This window comes from Jiangella alkaliphila (genome assembly GCF_900105925.1).
Classification (GTDB): Bacteria; Actinomycetota; Actinomycetes; order Jiangellales; family Jiangellaceae; genus Jiangella; species Jiangella alkaliphila.
The window spans coordinates 1,579,099-1,598,154 of sequence record NZ_LT629791.1 but is presented as its reverse complement, the minus strand read 5'-3'; the positions used below and the strand labels follow the sequence as shown (position 1 = coordinate 1,598,154).

Sequence of the window (19,056 nt, the reverse complement as noted above, 5' to 3'; positions counted from 1 at the left end):
TGACCCACACGATCATGGCCCGTGAGATCGCCGAGCAGCCGGAGGCCATCGCGCGCACCCTGGAGTCGCTGCTGCCGCTGCGGCCGGAGCTGAAGACGCTCGCCGAGGGCCGCCGCGTGGTGCTGTTCGTCGCGCGCGGGTCGTCGGACAACGCCGCGATCTACGGCCGGTACCTGCTCGAGGTGCACGCCGGCGTGCCGGGCGGGCTGGCCGCGCCGAGCGTCGCGACGCACTACCACGCCGACCTCGACCTCTCCGAGGCCGTCGTCGTGTCGGTGTCGCAGTCGGGCGAGACCGAGGAGATCGTCGAGACGCAGGCGTGGGCCGCCGCGCACGGGGCCCGCACCATCGCCGTCACCAACGACGGCGGCAGCGCGCTCGCCGGCGCCGCCGACCTCGCGCTGGTCACCCGGGCCGGCGCCGAGCTGGCGGTGCCCGCGACGAAGTCGTACATCACCCAGCTGGTGGCCATGGCCGTGCTGGCCGACGCGCTGTCCGCCAAGCCCGGCGCGCTCGACGGCGACCTCGACCGCGTCCCGGGCGAGGTGCAGCGACTGATCGAGCGGCGCGAGGGCGTCGACGAGGCGGCGGAACGGCTCGCGTCGACGCCGGAGACGCTGGTCAGCGGCCGCGGCGTGACGTTCGGCACCGCGCTGGAGGCGGCGCTGAAGCTGGAGGAGACCTGCCTGCGCCCGGTGCGCGGGCTGTCGTACGCCGACCTGCGGCACGGGCCGATCGCCGTCGTCGACGCCGAGCACGTGGCGCTGCTGGTGTCCGCGGCCGACGGCCCGATGGTGGCCGGCATGACGGAGCTGGCGCACGATCTGCGCCGCCGGGGTGCCGCCGCGACCATCGGCATCGGCGGCGACTCCGGGTTCGCCGGCGCGGTCGACGTCAGCGTCCCCGGGCCGGAGCTGCGCGAGCTGGTGGCGCCGCTGGCGCTCGTCGTGCCGGCGCAGTTGACGGTCGAGGCTCTGGCGCGCAGGCTCGGGCTCGACCCGGACGCGCCCCGCGGGCTCTCGAAGGTCACCCAGACCGATCCGGCCGGCAGCTGAGCCGGCCGCACTCACTCGTCACACCAACGGAGGGGACACATGGACAAGGCCGAGCAGATCCTGGCGGCGCTGGGCGGCGCCGACAACATCGTCGAGATCGAGCCGTGCGCCACGCGGCTGCGCACCGAGGTGCACGACTCGTCCAAGGTCGACGAGAAGGCGCTCAAGGCGGCCGGCGCGTTCGGCGTCATCTCGGCCGGCCAGGTCGTGCAGGTCGTCGTCGGGCCTGAGGCCGACACCATCGCCACCGACATCGAGGATCTGATGTGACCCAGCTCGACGTGCTGTCCCCCGTGCCCGGGCGGGTGATCGAGCTGGCCGAGGTGCCTGACCCGGTCTTCGCCCAGGCACTGGTCGGCCCCGGGCTGGCGGTCGACCCCGATCGGTCCGGGCCGGTGACGGCGGTCGCGCCGGTGCCGGGCCGGCTGGTCAAGCTGCACCCGCACGCGTTCGTCATCCAGACCGCCGACGGCGCCGGCGTGCTCACCCACCTCGGCATCGACACCGTCCAGCTGGCCGGCGAAGGCTTCCAGCTGCACGTCGCCGAGGGCGACGAGGTGGCCGCCGGCGCGCCCGTCGTCACCTGGGATCCCGCCGCCGTCGAGGCCGGCGACCGGTCGCCAGTGGTGCCGGTCATCGCGCTCGAGGCCACGGCCGGCGCCCTCACCGGGCTGCACGCCGCCGGCCCGGTCGAGGCGGGCGATGTGCTGTTCACGTGGGACCGGTGAGCGCCGGGCTCGACGCCGCGCTCACCGGCCGGCGGGCCGCGCTGCTCGACCTCGACGGCACGCTCGTCGACAGCGAGCCGGCCAACCAGGCCGCCTACCGCGCATACTTCGCGGCCCGCGGCTGGGACCTCGGGCCGGAGGTGCTGCGCGAGTTCGCCGGCCGCCGCGGGTCAGAGGTGTTCGCGCAGCTCCCCGGCCCGTGGAGCGGCGAGGACGCCGTCGCCCTGGTCGAAGGGGTCATCTCCCACCTCGACCACGACGCCCATCCGCTGCGGCCGCTGCCCGGCGCGGCCGAGCTGGTCCGCCGGCTGCACGCCGCGGGCATCGCCGTCGCGCTGGTGACGTCGGCCGGACGGGCCTGGGCGGAGCACGCGGTGGGCGACGTGCTCGGCGTCGGGGACCTCTTCGCCGCCCTGATCACCGCCGAGGTGACGACCACCGGCAAGCCCGACCCGGCGCCGTTCCTCGCCGGCGCCGCCGCCCTCGGCGTCGCCCCGGCCGACGCCGTCGCGCTGGAGGACACGGTTCCCGGCCTGCACTCGGCGCTGGCCGCCGGCGTCGGCCTAGTCATCGGCGTCGCCACCGGCACGTCGGCCGGCGCCCTCCTCGACGGCGGCGCCCACCGGGTCGTCGCGGGGCCGGCGGAGCTGCTGCGGTCCTGACCACCCGGTTTGGCCGGCGCCCGGACGGGTATGTGCCGATCCAGACTCCGGAGGAGGTCGGAAGCCATGTTGATCGTGCTCGCACTGCTGTTGTTCGCGGTCGCCGGCGTCGCGGTGTACATCATCGCGGCGGACGGGACCGGCCAGGTGATGCTGGAATCGTTCGGCCTGGACACCGAGATCCCCGTGTGGGGCGTGTTCGTCGCCGGCGCCGTCACGATGCTGGTGGTGTTCGCCGCGGTAGCCACGTTCGCCGCGGGCATGCGCGCCGCCCGGGCGCGGCGGACAGAGATCAGATACCTGCGCCAGAAGGTGGCCACCCAGGACGTGACCGACGACCGCACCGTCGCCGGTCGCCCGGCGGCCGCGGGGACGCCGACGGCCACGGACGAGCCCACCGCCGACGCCCCGGCGGACGACGGCCGGCACTCCAGGCTGGGCCGCTGGCGCCGTCACCGCACCGACGAGACCCACACCGACAAGCCGCCCGCCGAAGCCACCCACAGCTGACCTCGGGCCACTCGACCCCGGCGGCGGGTGAACGTGACGGCACGCGCCGCCGGGCCGTTTAGGGGGTTCGGCGGGGGGGTTGCCTAGTGGGGCGTCCCCCTGCTGCCCATTGTCTTAGCCGCGGACCCGCGCCTCAAGCGGACTATGGGGCGCTTCGCGCCGACGGGACCGCTTGACCCGCGGGTCCGCGGCCTAAGAACTGGCAGCTATCAGGGGGACGGGGAAGAACCGGGCACAGCCCGGACCGTTCGCGCCGTTCGCCGACTCTGCGGAGTCGGTTTCCTGGGTGTGAGGTGCGCTGAACACCCGTTTCGAGCCCGAAACCGCGACTCACACCCAGGACGCGCCTCACGCCCAGGTTGGTCCGCCGGCGTCCTGGTCTGCCGTCACGTCCTGGTCCCCAGTCACGCCACCAGCCCCGAATCCGCCATTTCGCGTCACGGCAGACCACGACGTAACGCCAGACCAGGACCCGCACCGTCGTCCTCCACAGCGACAGTCGTCCTCGATGGCAGAAACCGTCCTCGACACACCCAGAGCACGACCCCCGACATCGAAGACGGCCGGCGCCATCGAAGTCGACTCACACCCACACGGGCTGTGCCCGGTTCTTCCCCGTCCCCCTGATAGCTGCCGAGTTCTTAGACCGGGGACGCGCGGGTCAAGTCCAAGCCCCCCAACCACAGCGAACAATCACCCCAGCGGGCGCGGACTTGAGGCGCGCGTCCACGGCTAAGAAAATGGGCAGCAGGGGGACGCCCAACTCGGCAACACCCCCGCCAGACCGCTGCACACCAAGGACCACTCAGCCCGGCGTATGCGGCCGGGGTGCGGGCTGCAAACCACCGGGCAGGTCGTAGCCGTCGTCCCAGGGGAAGCGCCCGCCGGCGTCGTCCCAGAAGAGCTGGAGGGCGGGGACCGGGTCGCCGGCGTCACGGTCGTAGTAGCGCTGCGCCGACCCGAGCACCGGCGGGTCGTCGCCGTCGTGGAAGGGGAAGAGTTGCAGGCGGTGGGACCAGCCGGTCAACCGCAGCGGGCGGCCGGGGCCGAACCGTTCGCCGTCGCGGATCTTGTCGCCGAACTGGTTCAGCACCCAGGCGCTGGCCTGCAGGTCGAGCCCGTAGACCAGCAGCTCCGGATGGCCGAGGCTCCACAGCCCGACGGTGTAGGCGAACGGCGGGGCGCCGGCGGCGTACTGGACGGCCCAGCCGTGCCGGCGGACGGTGTCGCGCAGCCACGCGTCCTCCTGGTCCTGCCACTGTTGCCGCTGCAGTGGGGTGCAGGTGCCCAACGCCATGGTGACCTCCGGGGAAATATCGTGGTTGAACAGGAGTTCGAAGGCTAACACCTACCACCGACAATGTCCGGTCGAGAGCGCTACCTATCGCGGTACCGCCGCGCCGCCGCGACGTCGGCGCGCAGTTCGTCGGCGGTGCGTCGCTGGACGTAGCCGGGGGTGTCGCGCTGGATGCGCCAGCCCTCGGCGAGCGGGCCGATGTCGACCGGGTCGAAGCCGAACCGGTCGATCACCTTCGCGACCCGCGCCTTGGCCTCGGCGTCGTCGCCCGCGACGACGAGCGCCCGCCGGCCGGACGTCCCGGGCGGGCGGCCGTCGGTGGTCAGCTCGGCCGCGATGATGTGGTTGAACGCCTTGACGACGTGTGACTTCGGCAGGTGCGCCTCCAGCAGCTCGGACGTCGTCGTGGACTCGTTGTCGAGCTCGGCGATGCGGCCGTCGCGCTGCCAGTAGTAGTTGTTGGCATCGACGACGGTCTTGCCGGCCAGCGGCTCGACCGGCACGGCGCCGATGGCCCGCAGCGGGACGGCCACCACGACGACGTCGCCGTCGCGCGCCGCCTCGTCAGCGGTGCCGGCCCGGGCGTGGTCGCCGAGCTCGTCGACCAGGTCGATGAGCGTCTCGGGACCGCGGGAGTTGCTGATCACCACGTTGTAGCCGTGCTCCACCGCGAGCCGCGCGAGCTGTCCGCCGATGTGGCCGGCGCCGATGAAACCCAGAGTCGTCATGAGCGATGCAACACCGAACCGGTCCCCCGAAATCCCGCTCCGGCCGGAATGTCGAGAACCCGCGACCGGCTCCGTCCCCGGGTTACGAGTGGCCATGACAGGCCACCTGAAGAGGAGGAACCGCCATGCAACCGAACGAGATCGCCGAGGTCCTGAACCGCCCGCTGAGCCAGGAGCTGCTGGCCCGCGACCTGACCCGGCTGGCCTACGTCGCCACCGACGGGACGCCGCGCACCGTCCCGATCGCGTTCGTCTGGAACGGCACGGAGATCGTCATGTGCACGACGACGAACGCGCCGAAACTGCCCGCCCTGCGCCACAACCCGGCGGTGGCCCTGACGATCGACACCGAGGTGCACCCGCCGAAGATCCTGCTGATCCGCGGCCGGGCCGAGCTCGACCTCGTCCAGGGCATCCCGGACGAGTACCTGCAGATGAACGGCAGCTACGAGATGACGCCCGAGCAGCGGGTCGTGTGGGAGGCCGAGGTCCGCTCGCTCTACGACTCCATGGTGCGGATCGTCGTGACCCCGACCTGGGCGAAGCTGATCGACTTCGAGACGACGCTCCCGTCCGCCGTCGAGGAACTGGTCAAGCAGCGGGCCGAGCGGCAGGGTGCGTGAGCCCCAGCAGGGCTCACTCCTCGCCGGCCAGCGAGAGCACCCGAAGCCGCTGCCCGGCGTACCAGGTGGCGCCGACGATCACGACCGCCAGCAGTACCCCGGCCACCGCGAGCCGCACGTCGGACGACACGAGGTCGCGGGTGCTGATGGCCTCGGTCAGCGACAGCGACCACTGCTGCACGCTCAGCGTCCGCGCGCCGGGGACGAACGAGCCGAGCAGGCCCTCCCAGATCAGCGCGTACGCCAGCCCGTAGACGACCGCGTGCCGGGTGACGACGGACAACAGCAGGAAGATCGCGCTGTAGGCCACCGACGCCACCAGCGCCGCGACACCGAAGCCGAGCGCGATGCGGTCGGCCGTCCCGGACATCACCAGACCGGCGACGAACGTCGGCAGGGCGGCGAACAGCACCGTCCCGGTGGCCGCGACGACCAGCTTGCTCATGATGATCGTGGGCCGCGAGATCGGCTTGGACAGCAGGTAGACGATGGAGCCGTCGTCGATCTCGGGGCCGATGACGCCGGTGCCGACGATCAGCCCGAACAGCGGCACCAGCGCGGCCAGCGCGACGGCGCCGAGGAAGTCGGCGGTCACCTGGTGGTCGACGCCGACGGTGACGCGCAGCAGCACCGCCATGGAGAGCAGCAGCACCGACATCAGCAACAGCAGCCAGGCCCGCCGGCCCCCGAGCAGCGCCCGGTAGGTCAGCCGGACAACGGTCCCGTTCATGTCTGTACCCCTAACTCTTCACCAGGTAGGAGAAGACGCTCTCGAGCGACTCGTCGGTGGGCGAGACCTCGAAGAGCCGGATGCCGGCGTCGCGGGCGACGCGCGGCAGCAACTCGGTGAACCGCAGGAACGACACCGCCTCGACGCTGAGCACGTCGTCGTCGAGCTGGACGCCGGCGGTGGAGCCGTCGGCGATCAGCGCGGAGGCGAGCCCGCGGTCGTCGGAGGAGCGGATGACGTACTGGTGCGGCCGGTCGGTCATCAGCCGGCGGATCTCGCGGAAGTCGCCGGACGCGGCGTGCCGGCCGGCGACCATGACCTCGATCTGCTGCGCGAGCTGCTCGACCTCTTCGAGGATGTGCGAGCTGAACAGCACCGTGCGGCCGTCGGCGCCCATCTGCCGCAGCAGGTCCATGAGGTGCAGCCGCTGCCGCGGGTCCATGCCGTTGAACGGCTCGTCGAGCAGCAGGACGGCGGGATCGTGGACCAGCGCGGAGGCCATCTTGACCCGCTGCCGCATGCCCTTGGAGTACTCGCCGACCCTGCGGGACTGGGCGAACTCCATCTCGACGGCGGCCAGCGCGCGCTGGGCGGCGGCGCCGGCGTCGGGCAGACCGTGCAGTTCCGCGTTGGCCAGCACGAACTCCCATCCGGAGAGGAAGTCGTACGCGGCCTCGCGCTCGGGCACCAGCCCGATCGTGCGGTAGACCTCGGGGTTCTTCCAGACGGTGTCGCCGTTCAGCGTGACCGTGCCGGCCGACGGCGCGAGGAACCCGGCCAGCATGCCGATCAGCGTCGACTTGCCGGCGCCGTTGGGGCCGAGCAGGCCGGTGATGCCGGGGCCGATGGTCATGGTGACGTCGTTGACGGCGACGACGTTGCCGTACCAACGCGAGACGGTGTCGACGGAGAGGACCGAGGGGATCATGAGACGGCGACCTTCCGGTAGCGCAGGTTGAGCAGGGCCCAGCAGGCGCCGATGACGGCGAACGTCACGAGCACGAACACCACGCCGCCCACGTCGCCCGGCGGCGGCGCGACGGCCCGGCCCGAGGCGTCCAGCACCCAGGTCTGGAACCCGTCGACCAGCGTGACCGGCGACAGCAGGCCGAGCCAGCCGGCGAGGTCGACGTTCTCGACCTCGTAGCGGATGATCCCCTGCATGGCGCTGACGGCGGCGAAGCTCAGCGCGAAAACGGTGATGATGGCCGCGACCCCGAACCCGCGCCGTGCGGTCAGCGAGGCGATCAGCAACCCGACGCCGGCGAACACGACCGAGAAGACCACCGCGCCGAGCAGCGCCAGCAGCAGGTCGCCGGTCTCGCGCCCGGCCGGCAGCTCGGCCAGCAGCGCGCCGATGTACATGATCAGCATCGGCGCCGTCAGCAGCAGGAACAGCGCCACGGACAGCGCGCCGAACTTCGCCAGCACGTAGTCGGAGCGCTCGATCGGCCGGGAGAAGTACAGCGGGACGGTCTTGAAGCGCAGGTCGCGCGAGAGCGCCACGGGCGCCTGCGCGGCCACGAAGATGATCAGGATGGCCTGGGTCGTGAAGATGTAGCTCGAGTACGCCAGCGGCATCTCGCCGGTGATGCTGGACGTGACGTTGACGATGACGGCGATGATGAAGGCCGGCAGGCACATGACGCCGAGCAGCAGCATCGGCAGCACCTTCGCCCGGGCCGACCGGCCGAGGCCGTACGCCCCGCGCAGGCTCTCGACGAACAGCGCCCGGGTGACGTGGGCGCGGCCGAGCCGGGGTCCGTCGTACTTGCGGTAGCCGATGTCGTGGATGACACCGGTCGGGGTCTGCTCAGCCATCGGCCCGCTCCGCTCCGAACAACTCGGCGATGTGATGGCGGCGCTGCTCCATGCGGATCAGCCCGACGCCCTGGGCGGCGACGGCGTCGCGCACCGCGTCGTACGTCTCGTCGTCGTCGAGCGAGAGCACCAGCTGGGTGCCGTCGCGCTTGACCGTGCGCCCGGCGGAGCTCAGCGTGGCGGCGACGGCCTCGGCCTCGCCCGACACCTCGACGACCAGGAACTGGCTGGTGCGGGTGAACTCGGACGTCGATGACGACTGCAGCAGCGTGCCGCCGTCGATGATCACCACGTGGTCGGCGATGCGCTCCAGCTCGCCGAGCATGTGCGACGTCACCAGCGCGGTGATGCCGAAGTCGGCCCAGATGCGCCGGATCAGCAGCAGCATCTCGTCGCGCCCGCCCGGGTCGAGCCCGTTGGTGGGCTCGTCGAGCATGACGATCTCGGGGTCGTGCACGAGCGCCTGGGCCAGCTTGACCCGCTGCTTCATGCCGGTGGAGTAGCCGCCGATGGGGCGGTACCGCTCTTCGTAGAGGCCGACGTGGCGCAGGGTGTCGGCGGTGCGTTCGCGCGCGGCGTTGGCCGGCAGCCCGGACATGCGGGCCATGTGCACGACGAACTCAGTCGCGGAGACGTCGGCGGGCAGGCAGTCGTGCTCGGGCATGTAGCCGACCCGTTCGCGGATCCGCGGGCCGTCCTTGGTGACGTCGAGGCCGAAGACGCTGGCCCGTCCCGACGTCGCCGACGAGAGCCCGAGCAGGATCTTGATCAGCGTGGACTTGCCGGCGCCGTTGGCGCCGACCAGCCCGACGACACCCGGCTCGACGTCGATGGTGAGGCGGTCGAGCGCGGTGGTCGACGGGAACTGTTTCGTCAGTTCCTCGGTCTGGATGACGGGCACGGCTCGACGCTACCGCCGAGGTGCGCCGCAGCGCGTCGGGCGGTGGTACGACACGCGAGGTCGTCCCCGAGCACGACCTCCCCGAGCCGGCGAAGCGGGCGACCCTGAGAAGCGTCTCAGGGTGAGGGCACTGCGGCCGTCCGCCGAAGATCCCAAGGAAACGTGTCAGAGCCGGTCGGCGGCCTTCCGGGCGGCGATCTGGACCGGGTCCCACACCGACGAGAACGGCGGCGCATAGGCGAGGTCGGTCATCGCCAGCTCGCCCACCGTCAGCTCGGTCCAGAGCGCCATGGCACAGACGTCGATGCGCTTGGCCGAGCCGTCGCGGCCGACGATCTGCGCGCCGAGCAGCCGGCCGGTCGGGCGCTCGGCGACCATCTTGACCGTGATCGGCTTGGTGCCCGGGAAGTAGCCGGACCGGGTGGTCGACTCGATGGTGACGGCGACGTGGTCCAACCCGGCGTCGACGGCATCGCCCTCGGTCAGCCCGGTGCGGGCCAGCTCGAGGTCGCAGACCTTCGTCAGCGCGGTGCCGACGATGCCCGGGAATCGGGCCGACCCGCCGCCGAGGTTCGTCCCGAGCACCCGGCCCTGCTTGTTCGCGTGCGTCCCGAGCGGCACGTGCACCCAGTCGCCGCGGACCCGGTCCCACGTCTCGACGCAGTCGCCGGCCGACCAGACGCCGTCGACGACCCGCTGGGTGTCGTCGGTGCGCAGCCCGCCGGACGGGCCGAGCGGCAGGCCCGCGGCGCGCGCGAGGTCGGTGGCCGGTCGCACACCGGTGCCGAGCACGACGACGTCGGCCGGGAACGTGCCGGCATCGGTGACGACGGCCGTGACGCCGCCGGGGCCGGTCTCGAACGCCGTCACCGAGGCCGAGGTGACGACGTCGATGCCCATCGCCTCCATGGCCGCGTGCACCTGGGTGCCGAGGTCGGGGTCGAGGGTGTTCATCGGCTCCCGGCCGCGGTCGACGACGGTGACGGCCAGGCCGCGACGGACCATCGCCTCGGCCATCTCCAGCCCGATGTACCCGGCGCCGACGACCACGGCGCGCTCGAGCGGCCGCGCGAGGTGACGCAGCACGGCGCCGCCGTCGTCGAGCGTCTGCACGCCGTGGATGCCCGCGGCGTCGGCGCCCGGGACGTCCGGGCGCACGGGGGTCGCACCGGTGGCGATGATCAGCTGGTCGTAGCCGAGCCGCTCGAGCCGCCCGGCCGCGTGGTCGTGCACCTCGACCCAGCCCGCGTCGGTGTCGATGGCCGTCGCCTCGGTGACCATGCGCACGTCGATGCCGTTGGCGCGGTGCTGCTCGGGCGTGCGGGCGACCAGCTTGTCGGCCGAGGCGACGTCGCCGGCGACCCAGTACGGGATGCCGCACGCGGAGTACGACGTCCAGTGCCCGCGGTCGACGGCGATGACGTCGAGGTCGCGGCCGGTGGCCTTCGCCGTGCGCAGCGCCTGCGACGCCGCGCTCATGCCGGCGGCGTCCGCCCCGATCACCAGTACGCGGTCAGCCATCGGCACCTCCAGGGACGACGTGCCGGCGGATCCAGGCGTGCATGGCGATGGCCGCCGCCGCGCCGGCGTTGATGGAACGGGTGGACCCGAACTGGGCGATCGACAGGACGGCGCCGACGTGCTCGCGCGCGGCCTCGGACAGGCCGGGTCCCTCCTGCCCGAACAGCAGGACGCAGCCGCGCGGGAGGTCGTAGGTCTCCAGCGGGACGGCGCCGGGCAGGTTGTCGATGCCGAGCACCGGCAGCCCCTCGCCGCGCGCCCACGAGGCGAGCGCGGCGAGGTCGGCGTGGTGCCGGACGTGCTGGTAGCGGTCGGTGACCATCGCGCCGCGACGGTTCCAGCGGCGCCGCCCGACGATGTGCACCTCGGCAGCCAGGAAGGCGTTCGCCGTGCGGACCACCGAGCCGATGTTGAAGTCGTGCTGCCAGTTCTCGATGGCGACGTGGAACGGGTGCCGGCGCCGGTCGAGGTCGGCCACGATCGCGTCGTTGCTCCAGTAGCGGTAGACGTCGACGACGTTGCGGCGGTCGCCCTGCTCGAGCAGCACGGGGTCGAAGTGCGGGTCGTCGGGCCAAGGACCTTGCCACGGGCCGAGCCCGGGCAGGGCATCGTCGCTCACGAAGGTCAACGGTACCCGCCGACCTTGTCGGTGCCCGGCCATACGGTTCGTTCATGAGTACGACAAGGGAGACCGTCGAGTCGTATTGGGCGACGCTCGAGGCGCGCGACTGGCCGGCCTTCGCGGCCGTCCTGGCCGACGACGTCGTCTACGAGACGCCGCAGACGCGCGAACGCATCCGTGGCCGCGACGCCTACGTCCGGTTCAACGTCGAGTACCCCGGCGACTGGCACCTGACGCCGCGGCGCATCCTCGTCGACGGCGACGAGGCGGCCTGCTGGGTCGACGTCCGGGTGGGCGACGAGCCGATGTTCGCCATCGCCTTCATCCGGGTCGCCGCCGACGGCCGGGTGCGCGAAGTGGTCGACGTCTGGCCGGAGGCCTACGAACCACCGGCCGGGCGGGAGCACCTCGTCGAGAGGTACTGACGCCCGGCCGCGGCCCGATGTTCGGGGGACGGATCAGCCCCGCGCGGCGCGCAGCTTCTCGAGCGCGGTCGCCGTCAGCGCGTCGATGTCGAACACCGCGGAATCGGGGTTCGCGGCGACGTACATGCCGAGGTCGCCGTCGATCACGTAGACGACGCGCGTGACCGTGCCCGGCAGCCCGGACCCGGCCATGGTGCTGTCCAGCGCGACGACGTGGTCGGCGTCGACGGACGGCGCGTCGACGATCTCGGTCGTGGTCGTCATCTCGATGGCCTGGTCGGCCATCTCGCCGCTGAAGCTGACCTCGCCGCAGCGCTCGTAGTAGTCCTCGACGGCCGCGATGTCGTCCTCGGAGGCGCCGGTGTAGACGGCCTGCATGAAGACGTCCACCTCGGACATCGCCGTCATGGCCGCGGCCTCGACGCCGTCGCGCCGCAGCGGGTCGGCGGAGTTGTCCTGGCACTCGGCCGGTTCGTAGGTGGCGCCCTCGATCAGGCCCGCCATGCTGTCCATGCCGGTGGCCATCTCGGTGACGTCGATCGGCATGATCTGGGCGCCGTCGGGCAGGTCACCAGCGGTCAACAACGCCGCGTCCAGGTCGACGGCCCCGCCGGCCGCCGCGTCGTCCGCCGGCTCGTCCTCGGCGGGAGTGTCCTCGGCCGGGGTGTCCTCGGCCGCGGGCTCGTCGCCGCCACTGGACGGCTCGTTGGTGGTGGTGGCGTCGTCGCCGGATTCGTCGTCGCCACCGCAGCCGGTCAGCAGCAGGGTGGTGGCGATCAGTGCCGTGATGGCGATCTTGCGCATGGTGGTGGAATTCCTTCTCACTGGACAGTTGTGTCGGAGTCAGCACCACCTGTCCGTGCCCCACCAGTGGTGACTGGGAAATCTACCGCACCGCGCCGGGCCACCGGCATTGCGGGTGGCCCGGCGCGGACAGCGGTGGATCAGCCCTGTGCCTTGAGCTTGTCCAGCGCGGCGACGGCCAGCGCGTCGAGGTCGAACGCCGCCGACTCCGGGTTGCCGGCCACGTAGACGCCGCGGTCGCCGTCGATCATGTAGATGATGCGGGTCGGGACGGCCGGCATCGCCGCGGACTCCGTGACGGTCTCGACCGCGATGACCTCCTCGGCGTCGACCTCCGGCGCCTCGACGGTGGTGGTGCGGACGGTCATGTCCAGCGGCTGGCCGGCGGCCTCACCGCTGATGGTGATCTCGCCGCAGCGGTCGTAGTACTCCTGGATGCCGGCGACGTCGTCGGCGCTGGCGTTGGTGTAGACGGCGTTGACCAGCACGTCGGTGCCCGAGGTCGCGGTCATGCCGGCCGCCTCGGCGCCGTCCTTCTGCAGCGGGTTGGTGTCATAGGACTGGCAGTCGGCCGGCTCGTAGGTGACGCCCTCCAGCAGCTGCGCCATGCTCTCGCCGGCGCTGCTCAGCTGGGCGACGTCGAACGCGGACACCGTCGCGCCGTCGGGGAGGTCCTCGGCCGCCAGCAGTGCGGTCTGCAGGCCGGAGGCGCCGGACTCGCCGCCCTCCTCCTCGGCGGCGGCGTCGTCGGTGGCGTCGTCGGCGGGCGTCTCCTCGGCGGCGGCGGTCTCGTCGGGGGTGGTCGTCGCGTCGTCGCCCGACTCGTCGTCACCCCCGCACGCGGCGAGGAACAGGGTGGCGGCCACAAGCGCAGAAATTCCGAGCTTTCGCATGGTTCGTCTGATTCCTTGACAGAGGGGTATGCGTGTTGTCACGCAGGGGAACGGCGGCAAATGTACCGACCGGCAGGCGCCCATGTGGGCGGTGTGGGAGATTCGCTCCGGACGGACGATGCAGCGGATCGGCCGTCCTCCTACGTCTGAGGGGTATGGGCGTGGACTTCCACGAGTACGTGGTCACCCGGCGGCAGCCGCTGCTGCGTCTGGCGTACCTGCTGACCGGCGACGCCCACCTCGCCGAGGACGTCGTCCAGACGGCGTTGCTGCGGGCGTTCCGGCAGTGGCGGCGGGTCAGCCGGGCCGACAGCCCGACGCCTACGTGTGCCGCATGGTCGTCAACGCCTTCGTCGACGGCAAGCGGCGGCGCAGCTCCACCGAGGCCCCGACGGCGCCGTCCGAGCTGCCCGCCACCGCGCAGCTCGACCACAGCGACCAGCAGGCCGAGCGGTCGGTCATGTGGACCGCGCTGGCCGGGCTGCCGCGGGTGCAGCGGGCGGTGCTGGTGCTGCGGTTCTACGAGGACCTCGACGACGCCCGCATCGCCGAGCTGATGGGCAGCACCCCGTCGACGGTCCGGTCGAACGCGTCGCGGGCCCTGGCGACGCTGCGGAAGGAGTGGACCCGTGTCTGACACCGATCTCGAGACCGCGCTGCGCGCCACGCTGTCCGACCGCGCGGGCGCCGCCCCCTCTGGCGACGACCTCGCCGACACCGTCACCCGCGCCGGACTGGTCCAGCGGCGACGGCGACGGCTGGCAGGAGCGGCGGTGGTGCTCGCCGTCGGCGTCGTGGCCGGGTTCGCCGGACGGGGCCTGGTCCCGGTCGCCGGCGACGCCGAGCCCGAGCCCGCCGCCAGCACCCCCGCCGAGGTCGCGTCCGACCTGGTGACGTGCAACATGTACAACGGCTGGCCTCTGTTCGACCCCGTGCTGCTCACCGAGCGGCCGGAGCTGGACCCGGAGAGCGACCTCGGCACCGCCGTACGGACCACCGCACGGCCATCCATCGCGGCCCGGCTGATCGACAGCTGGACGCTGATCGGCCAGGTCGGCTCGAGGGCCTATCTGCTGATCTGGATGAAGGACACCGAGGAAGCACGAAACCTGGGCGGCGAACTGTCGACGGCCATCTACGCCCGGGCAGCGGACGGCAGTTGGGCCTACGAAGGCGGCGGCGGTGGTTGTGAGCCGCAACGCTACTTCAGCGACGGCCTCATGCCGGGGTGGTGGACGCTGCGCACCGCGCCGGAACCCGACACCACGTCGGTCGACATCAACGTCAACTCGGACGAGTGCTCCAGCGGCCAGTCGCCCGCGGACCGGCTGACCGAGCCGATCGTGGAGTACCACGCCGATACCGTCGTGATCACCACCCGCCTCGAGCCGCAGCCACCCGGCGGGAACACCTGCCCGGGCAGTCCGTCGGCGCCGTTGACCGTCCAACTCGACGAGCCGCTGGGCGACCGACAACTGCTGGACGGGCAGTGGTATCCGCCGCGCCCGGCGACCATCGAGCCCTAGAGACCGAGGTCGGCGTGGGAATAGGCGGCCCGGTACTCCAGCCCGGCGGCCTCGATGCGCTCGCGCGAGCCGGTGTCGCGGTCGACGATCACGGCGACGGCGACCACGTCGGCGCCGGCCTCGCGCAGCGCCTCGACGGCGGTCAGCACGCTGCCGCCGGTGGTGGACGTGTCCTCGACGGCGAGCACGCGGCGGCCGGCGACGTCGGGGCCCTCGATGCGGCGGCGCAGGCCATGCTGCTTGGCGTCCTTGCGGACGACGAACGCGTCCAGCCGCTGCCCGGCGGCCGAGGCGGCGTGCAGCATCGAAGTTGCGACCGGGTCGGCGCCGAGCGTGAGCCCGCCGGCCGCGTCGAAGGAGAGATCGGCGGTGAGGTCGCGCATCACCAGCCCGACCAGCGGCGCGGCGGCGCCGTCGAGCGTGATGCGGCGCAGGTCGACGTAGTAGTCGGCCTCCTTGCCCGACGACAGGACGACCCGGCCGTGCACGACGGCCTTCTCGACGATGTGGCGGCGCAGCTCATCCCAGGCACTCACGAGGCACGAGCGTACGGCAGGCTGTGCAGCGTGCAGCCCGGAGCCGTCGTCGTCGTGTCCGGCCCGCTCGGCCCCTGGGACGGCGGGCCGGCACCCACGCGCGCGCCGTACCCCGTCGTCGTCGCGTCGCCGGTCGCGGACCGCCGCCCGTACGCGGTCAGCTGGCTGGCCGACGCCGCGCGCCGGCTGCTGGCGGCCGCGCCCGCGTCGCCGCTGGTCCTCGTCGCGCACGGCACCGCGGGTCCGCTGCTGCCGGCGCTGGCCCGCGCCCAGCGAGCGGCCGGGCGCCGCGTCGGGGGTTACGTGTTCGCCGACGCGACCCTGCCGCGGCCGGGCGCGCCGTCGCACCTGGACCTGCTCCGCGCGGCCGACGGAGCCGCCGCCGACGCCGCGCACGAGGCGCTGCACGCGAGCGGCGCAGGGTGGCCGCCCGAGGCCGCGCACCCCGGCGACCACGACTTCTGGACCGAGCGGCTGCCGCCCGCGCCGGACTGGCCCGACGCGCCGTGCGCCTACCTGCACACGGGCGCCACCGTGCCGGGCGTCGGGCCGGTGGACTTCTGGGCCCGGTCGGCGACGGCCCGCGGCTGGCCGGTACGCACTCCGGCCGCCGGCGAGGACGTCGCGGCGGCTCTGGCCGAGACGATCGCCGCACTGCCCGGATGACCGATACTCGCGCGATCGCCTGACCCGCACCGCCCTGCCGGCCCCGTTGGAGGTCTGCTGTCGCATCAGACGGCAGACCTCCATCGCGCGATGGTGCTCTGCCGTCGCTTTGGACGGCAGACCTCCACAGGGCGTCAGTGCTGCGCGCTGATCAGCGGCGACGGCCGGCGGGGTGGCGCTGCCCGAGCCCGAGCACCAGCCGCCGGGGCAGCCGCGGCAGCACTGCGGCCGCGGCCTTGTACATCGTCCCGGGCACCGACACGACCTTCCCCTGCCGCAGGTCCTTCAGCCCGGCGGTGACCACCGCGTCGGCGTCGAGCCACATCCACGACGGCAGGCTGGACATGTCCTGCTGTGCGCGGTCGTGGAACTCGGTGCGGACGAAGCCCGGCGCGAGCGCCATGACCTGGACGCCGGTGCCGCGCAACTGGGGCGTGAGGCCCACGCTGAACGCCGTCACCCAGGCCTTCGCCGCGCTGTACGTGCTGCGCGGCACCCAGCCGGCCACCGAGCTGACGTTGACGACGGCGCCGCGGCCACGCTCGACCATGCCGGGCAGCGCGGCGTGCGTCAGCCGCAGCACCGCCCGCACCAGCACGTCGAGCAGGTACTCCTCGTCGGCGACGTCGTTGGTGAGGAACCGGCTGCGCAGCGCGAAGCCGGCGTTGTTGACCAGCAGGTCGACCGGGCGCTCCACCGCGCGCAGCCGCTTCTCGACCGCCTCGGTGTCGGCGGCGAGGTCGGCCGGCAGCACCTCGGCACCCACGCCGTAGGCGCCGCGCAGCTCGGCGGCGACGGCCTCCAGCCGGGCCTCGTCGCGCGACACGAGGACGACGTCGTGGCCCCGGGCGGCGAGCGCCCGGACGAAGGCCAGCCCGATGCCCGCGGTGGGTCCGGTGACGAGTGCCGTAGCCATGGGCGGAAGAGTACGCCGCCGACCACGATGCGAGACCCGGCGCCCGAATCGCATAGATCGCGACGATCATGGTCCCACTTCGGTCATTGCGGTCGATAAGGTCAGGATTCGTGAGCGATCTTTCCCATCCAGCCGTGGCCGACGCGACCCGCTACTTCGACACGTGGGTCGCGTTCCGGCAGCAGTACGACCGCATCCCCGGCGTCCAGGCGGCCGTCCTCCACGAGGACAAGCTGCTGTTGTCGAGCGCGCACGGGCTCGCCGACGTCGAGCACGGCGTCGCACTGACACCGCAGCACCTGTTCCGCATCGCGTCGCACTCGAAGACGTTCACGGCCACCGCGGTGCTGCAGCTGGCCGAGCACGACCAGCTGCGTCTGGACGACCAGGCGGTGCACTGGCTGCCGTTCCTGCGCGACACCCCGCTGGCCCCGGTGACGGTGCGCGAGCTGCTCGCCCACGGCGGCGGCGTGGTCCGCGACAGCCGCGATGGCGACTTCTGGCAGCTGGCGCACGCGTTCCCCGACGAGGACCGGCTGCGCGCCATCCTGCTCGACGACGGCGCCGGCGTGCTGCCCGCGAACGAGCGGTTCAAGTACTCCAACATCGGCTACTCGATGCTGGGCCTGATCGTCGCCGCCGCCTCCGGGCAGCCGTACAACGCGTTCGTGCACGAGAACATCGTCGAGGCGCTGTCGCTGGACAACACCGGCCCCGAGTACGACCCGGCCCGGGCCGGCGACTACGCCACCGGCTACACCGCGCTGTCCTACGCCGACCGGCGCATCCCGATCGACCACGTCGACACCGCCGCGATGGCCGCCGCCACCGGCTTCTTCAGCACCGCCGAGGACCTCGTGCACTATGTCGCGGCGCACTTCCACGGCGACACCCGGCTGGTGTCCGACGCGACGAAGCGGCTCATGCAGCGGGCGGAGTGGAAGGTCGAGGGCCGCGGCGACGCCGAGTACGGCCTCGGGTTCGGCCGGGCGATGATCGGCGACCGGCTGGTGTTCGGGCACGGAGGCGGCTATCCGGGCCACATCACCCGGACGTCGTTCGACCCGGCCGGGCGGCTGGCCGTCTCGGTGCTCACCAACGCGATCGACGGGCCGGCGCTCATGCTCGCCGACGGGCTGATCAAGCTGGTGAACCTGGCCCAGACCGCGAGCCCGCAGCTGGCGCCGTCACCGGCCGACCTGTCCCGCTTCACCGGGCGGTTCGCCAGCATGTGGCGGGTGTTCGACATCGTCGACCTCGCCGGCCGGCTCTACCTGCTCGATCCGACCGACCGCGATCCCACCGAGGAGCCCATGCGGCTCGCCGTCGTCGACGACCACACGCTGCGGATCGCCGGCGGCACCGGCTACGCGCCCGTGGGCGAGGCCATCCGCTACCACTTCGGCGTCGACGGCGTCGCGTCGGTCCAGGCGTTCGCCATGACCGCGCACCCGATCGACCGGGTGGCCCGGGCGGTCCGGACCCGCAACCGCGTCTCGCCGGGCACGCCGCTGGTCACGAATGGTGCCGGCGACGCTCACGCGAGATGAGCTCGCAGACGCCCCAAAGCAGGGGCAGGGCAAGGACAACGAGGGTCGAGGTCATCTCACTCACCGAAGTCAGAACCGCGAGCGCGGTTCGGTACGGGTCACGCCGTGGCTCCACTGGCCGGCCCACGCCGCGGCCGGGCACGGCCAGCTCTCTCCGCACTCGCGGCACGACGACGAACGATGCGGCATCCAGCGGCGGCCCGGAACGTGGTCGCGCAGCAGGCGTGAGGCGTAGGCGTCCACCTCGTCAGCGGTCCAGTCGACGAGGCCGTACCCGTGCGCTCGGGCCGTGAAGCGGGACATCTCTCCTCCGTCGTGCCGGGCCTTCTCAGGGCCCGTGCTCCGGGCTCGTCCGCGCCCGTTCTGGACGGTCCGCGGACCGGGGCCTGGCAACGCTTCGCCACGGCTCGGATCAGCCGAAACGCTGCGCCGTTGCCCTTGGCGAAGTATCGTGCATGATCTGAGCCACCGGCGGGAACAATTTGGGTGTCACGCCCCCCACCTGTGACGCCGCCCGCGACTTTGTGACATCGCCTGGAGAT

At 72.5% G+C, this 19,056-nt stretch carries 24 protein-coding genes and 1 pseudogene; 12 read left to right on the top strand and 13 right to left on the bottom strand.

Features of this window, described 5'->3' with window-relative positions; genetic code table 11:
• Nucleotides 1-14 precede the first annotated feature (14 nt).
• The 5 genes from BLV05_RS07445 (at nucleotide 15) to BLV05_RS07425 (ending at nucleotide 2,955) form a co-directional block, all read left to right on the top strand.
• The gene (locus BLV05_RS07445; protein WP_172860782.1) at nucleotides 15-1,055 is read left to right on the top strand and encodes an SIS domain-containing protein; all 1,041 of its coding nucleotides are present in this window, start codon (nucleotides 15-17) and stop codon (nucleotides 1,053-1,055) included.
• Nucleotides 1,056-1,094: 39 nt separating this feature from the next.
• On the top strand, nucleotides 1,095-1,325 hold the full coding sequence (locus tag BLV05_RS07440) for a glucose PTS transporter subunit EIIB (protein WP_046767873.1): 231 nt from the start codon (nucleotides 1,095-1,097) through the stop codon (nucleotides 1,323-1,325).
• Complete coding sequence (locus tag BLV05_RS07435; RefSeq protein ID WP_046767872.1) at nucleotides 1,322-1,783, top strand: PTS sugar transporter subunit IIA; 462 nt, start codon at nucleotides 1,322-1,324, stop codon at nucleotides 1,781-1,783. Before BLV05_RS07440 ends, BLV05_RS07435 begins: the two co-directional genes overlap by 4 nt.
• Complete coding sequence (locus BLV05_RS07430) at nucleotides 1,780-2,445, top strand: HAD family hydrolase (RefSeq protein ID WP_046767871.1); 666 nt, start codon at nucleotides 1,780-1,782, stop codon at nucleotides 2,443-2,445. Before BLV05_RS07435 ends, BLV05_RS07430 begins: the two co-directional genes overlap by 4 nt.
• A gap of 66 nt (nucleotides 2,446-2,511) precedes the next feature.
• A complete protein-coding gene (locus BLV05_RS07425) occupies nucleotides 2,512-2,955 on the top strand; it encodes a hypothetical protein (protein WP_046767870.1) in 444 nt (147 codons plus the stop codon).
• An 805-nt stretch (nucleotides 2,956-3,760) separates the two neighbouring features.
• Here the strand turns inward: BLV05_RS07425 and BLV05_RS07420 are convergent.
• Both BLV05_RS07420 and BLV05_RS07415 read right to left on the bottom strand, forming a co-directional pair.
• Nucleotides 3,761-4,252 carry a DUF4262 domain-containing protein gene (locus BLV05_RS07420; protein ID WP_046767869.1) on the bottom strand — a complete coding sequence of 164 codons (492 nt, stop codon included), beginning with the start codon at nucleotides 4,250-4,252 and terminating at the stop codon, nucleotides 3,761-3,763.
• An 80-nt stretch (nucleotides 4,253-4,332) separates the two neighbouring features.
• Nucleotides 4,333-4,980, bottom strand: coding sequence for an NADPH-dependent F420 reductase (locus BLV05_RS07415; protein WP_046767868.1), 648 nt, complete (start codon nucleotides 4,978-4,980; stop codon nucleotides 4,333-4,335).
• A 125-nt stretch (nucleotides 4,981-5,105) separates the two neighbouring features.
• Here BLV05_RS07415 and BLV05_RS07410 point away from each other — a divergent pair, with 125 nt between their 5' ends.
• The gene (locus tag BLV05_RS07410; RefSeq protein ID WP_046767867.1) at nucleotides 5,106-5,603 is read left to right on the top strand and encodes a pyridoxamine 5'-phosphate oxidase family protein; all 498 of its coding nucleotides are present in this window, start codon (nucleotides 5,106-5,108) and stop codon (nucleotides 5,601-5,603) included.
• Nucleotides 5,604-5,616: 13 nt separating this feature from the next.
• Here the strand turns inward: BLV05_RS07410 and BLV05_RS07405 are convergent, their stop codons facing one another.
• The 6 genes from BLV05_RS07405 to BLV05_RS07380 all read right to left on the bottom strand — a co-directional run bounded on the left by BLV05_RS07405 (nucleotide 5,617) and on the right by BLV05_RS07380 (nucleotide 11,195).
• Entirely contained in the window at nucleotides 5,617-6,333 is a 717-nt protein-coding gene (locus BLV05_RS07405; protein WP_046767866.1) for an ABC transporter permease subunit, read from the bottom strand.
• Nucleotides 6,334-6,343: 10 nt separating this feature from the next.
• Nucleotides 6,344-7,261 carry an ABC transporter ATP-binding protein gene (locus BLV05_RS07400; RefSeq protein ID WP_046767865.1) on the bottom strand — a complete coding sequence of 306 codons (918 nt, stop codon included), beginning with the start codon at nucleotides 7,259-7,261 and terminating at the stop codon, nucleotides 6,344-6,346.
• Nucleotides 7,258-8,154, bottom strand: coding sequence for an ABC transporter permease (locus BLV05_RS07395; RefSeq protein ID WP_046767864.1), 897 nt, complete (start codon nucleotides 8,152-8,154; stop codon nucleotides 7,258-7,260). Before BLV05_RS07395 ends, BLV05_RS07400 begins: the two co-directional genes overlap by 4 nt.
• A complete protein-coding gene (locus BLV05_RS07390) occupies nucleotides 8,147-9,055 on the bottom strand; it encodes an ABC transporter ATP-binding protein (protein ID WP_046767863.1) in 909 nt (302 codons plus the stop codon). Before BLV05_RS07390 ends, BLV05_RS07395 begins: the two co-directional genes overlap by 8 nt.
• Nucleotides 9,056-9,220: 165 nt before the next feature.
• Nucleotides 9,221-10,576: an FAD-dependent oxidoreductase gene (locus tag BLV05_RS07385; protein ID WP_046767987.1), complete on the bottom strand. Its 1,356-nt coding sequence runs from the start codon at nucleotides 10,574-10,576 to the stop codon at nucleotides 9,221-9,223.
• On the bottom strand, nucleotides 10,569-11,195 hold the full coding sequence (locus BLV05_RS07380; RefSeq protein WP_231948772.1) for a TrmH family RNA methyltransferase: 627 nt from the start codon (nucleotides 11,193-11,195) through the stop codon (nucleotides 10,569-10,571). Before BLV05_RS07380 ends, BLV05_RS07385 begins: the two co-directional genes overlap by 8 nt.
• 53 nt (nucleotides 11,196-11,248) lie before the next feature.
• On the opposite strand from BLV05_RS07380, the gene BLV05_RS07375 reads away from it, so the two are divergent.
• On the top strand, nucleotides 11,249-11,623 hold the full coding sequence (locus tag BLV05_RS07375; protein WP_046767861.1) for a nuclear transport factor 2 family protein: 375 nt from the start codon (nucleotides 11,249-11,251) through the stop codon (nucleotides 11,621-11,623).
• Between the two features lie 33 nt (nucleotides 11,624-11,656).
• Here the strand turns inward: BLV05_RS07375 and BLV05_RS07370 are convergent, their stop codons facing one another.
• The gene (locus BLV05_RS07370; RefSeq protein ID WP_046767860.1) at nucleotides 11,657-12,427 is read right to left on the bottom strand and encodes a DUF5642 family protein; all 771 of its coding nucleotides are present in this window, start codon (nucleotides 12,425-12,427) and stop codon (nucleotides 11,657-11,659) included.
• Between the two features lie 140 nt (nucleotides 12,428-12,567).
• On the bottom strand, nucleotides 12,568-13,293 hold the full coding sequence (locus BLV05_RS07365) for a DUF5642 family protein (RefSeq protein ID WP_046767859.1): 726 nt from the start codon (nucleotides 13,291-13,293) through the stop codon (nucleotides 12,568-12,570).
• A gap of 182 nt (nucleotides 13,294-13,475) precedes the next feature.
• On the opposite strand from BLV05_RS07365, the pseudogene BLV05_RS38530 reads away from it, so the two are divergent.
• The 3 genes and pseudogenes from BLV05_RS38530 to BLV05_RS07355 form a co-directional block, all read left to right on the top strand.
• Nucleotides 13,476-13,577 (top strand): annotated as a pseudogene (locus tag BLV05_RS38530) (SigE family RNA polymerase sigma factor); the annotation flags it as partial.
• 77 nt (nucleotides 13,578-13,654) lie between these two features.
• The gene (locus BLV05_RS38525) at nucleotides 13,655-13,957 is read left to right on the top strand and encodes a sigma-70 family RNA polymerase sigma factor (RefSeq protein ID WP_197683567.1); all 303 of its coding nucleotides are present in this window, start codon (nucleotides 13,655-13,657) and stop codon (nucleotides 13,955-13,957) included.
• Nucleotides 13,950-14,846, top strand: coding sequence for a hypothetical protein (locus BLV05_RS07355; RefSeq protein ID WP_046767858.1), 897 nt, complete (start codon nucleotides 13,950-13,952; stop codon nucleotides 14,844-14,846). The genes BLV05_RS38525 and BLV05_RS07355 overlap by 8 nt, the downstream gene beginning before the upstream one ends.
• Here the strand turns inward: BLV05_RS07355 and pyrE are convergent.
• Complete coding sequence (gene pyrE, locus BLV05_RS37585) at nucleotides 14,843-15,382, bottom strand: orotate phosphoribosyltransferase (RefSeq protein WP_046767857.1); 540 nt, start codon at nucleotides 15,380-15,382, stop codon at nucleotides 14,843-14,845. The two genes, BLV05_RS07355 and pyrE, sit on opposite strands and share 4 nt — an antisense overlap.
• 30 nt (nucleotides 15,383-15,412) lie before the next feature.
• On the opposite strand from pyrE, the gene BLV05_RS37580 reads away from it, so the two are divergent.
• Nucleotides 15,413-16,048, top strand: a complete 636-nt coding sequence (locus BLV05_RS37580) for a hypothetical protein (RefSeq protein WP_052762300.1) — start codon at nucleotides 15,413-15,415, stop codon at nucleotides 16,046-16,048.
• 151 nt (nucleotides 16,049-16,199) lie between these two features.
• On the opposite strand, the gene BLV05_RS07340 is transcribed toward BLV05_RS37580, so the two are convergent.
• Nucleotides 16,200-16,964 (bottom strand): SDR family NAD(P)-dependent oxidoreductase, encoded by a 765-nt coding sequence (locus tag BLV05_RS07340; RefSeq protein ID WP_046767856.1) that lies wholly within the window; start codon nucleotides 16,962-16,964, stop codon nucleotides 16,200-16,202.
• 134 nt (nucleotides 16,965-17,098) lie between these two features.
• Between BLV05_RS07340 and BLV05_RS07335 the strand changes: the two genes are divergently transcribed.
• Nucleotides 17,099-18,514, top strand: a complete 1,416-nt coding sequence (locus BLV05_RS07335; RefSeq protein WP_063932518.1) for a serine hydrolase domain-containing protein — start codon at nucleotides 17,099-17,101, stop codon at nucleotides 18,512-18,514.
• Between the two features lie 69 nt (nucleotides 18,515-18,583).
• Here the strand turns inward: BLV05_RS07335 and BLV05_RS07330 are convergent, their stop codons facing one another.
• Nucleotides 18,584-18,817 (bottom strand): hypothetical protein, encoded by a 234-nt coding sequence (locus tag BLV05_RS07330; RefSeq protein ID WP_046767855.1) that lies wholly within the window; start codon nucleotides 18,815-18,817, stop codon nucleotides 18,584-18,586.
• Nucleotides 18,818-19,056 lie beyond the last annotated feature (239 nt).